The sequence below is a fragment of the Clostridium boliviensis genome, assembly GCF_033342255.1.
Lineage (GTDB): Bacteria > Bacillota > Clostridia > Lachnospirales > Lachnospiraceae > Lacrimispora > Lacrimispora boliviensis.
Map to the genome: position 1 here is coordinate 1 of NZ_JAWONS010000005.1, position 564 is coordinate 564.

Annotated in this window: 1 protein-coding gene and 1 pseudogene; one reads left to right on the forward strand and one right to left on the reverse strand. The window is 61.9% G+C overall.

From position 1 onward, the window contains the following. Positions 1-288 (forward strand): annotated as a pseudogene (locus RZO55_RS00360) (hypothetical protein); the annotation flags it as partial. Between the two features lie 79 nt (positions 289-367). On the opposite strand, the gene RZO55_RS00365 reads toward RZO55_RS00360, so the two are convergent. Beyond that, positions 368-564 (reverse strand): hypothetical protein (locus RZO55_RS00365; RefSeq protein WP_318062319.1); only part of this gene is annotated, 197 nt, incomplete at its 5' end.

Below are 564 nucleotides of genomic sequence, written 5' to 3' on the forward strand. Positions count from 1 at the left end.
CCCCACGACGAGGGGCGCCTTGCCCAAATGATTTGGGGTACCTTCATGCAGAAATCCCTTGCCGGCGCCCCGGCCCGTACCTTCGCAGTTCCGAAGGGCGTGAAGGGCGTCTATGTGGATCCGGAAACGGGCCATCTGGCCACCGAGCGATGTCCCCGGGTCCGGTGGGAGTATTTCCTCGCCGGTACCGAACCGCAAGAGAAGTGCCCGGTTCACTCCCCGGAAGCCGGAAAGGGGGGCGGAGGGTCCTTCTGGGATTGGATCAAAAAATGGATTCCAGGACTCTGAAAAAACCCTGCGGCAGGGCCGCAGGGTTTTCCTTTGCAATCCCGGAGGGGGTAAGCCTCCGGGCGGCGAGCCCGAACCTTCAGCAATCCGGGCTGCCTCCAATTTTTCCTTCGCCATCGGCCCATACGCCATCGTTGTGGATGACGATCATGCCCGCCTGCTCCAGCTCCTTCAGCACTTCATACAGACTTTCCCTTCTTTCCGGCGGCAGCTCGCGGACAAACCGGTTGATCTCCTCGGGCGGGACCCGGTTGGAGAAATGGACGCCGCCGTGAC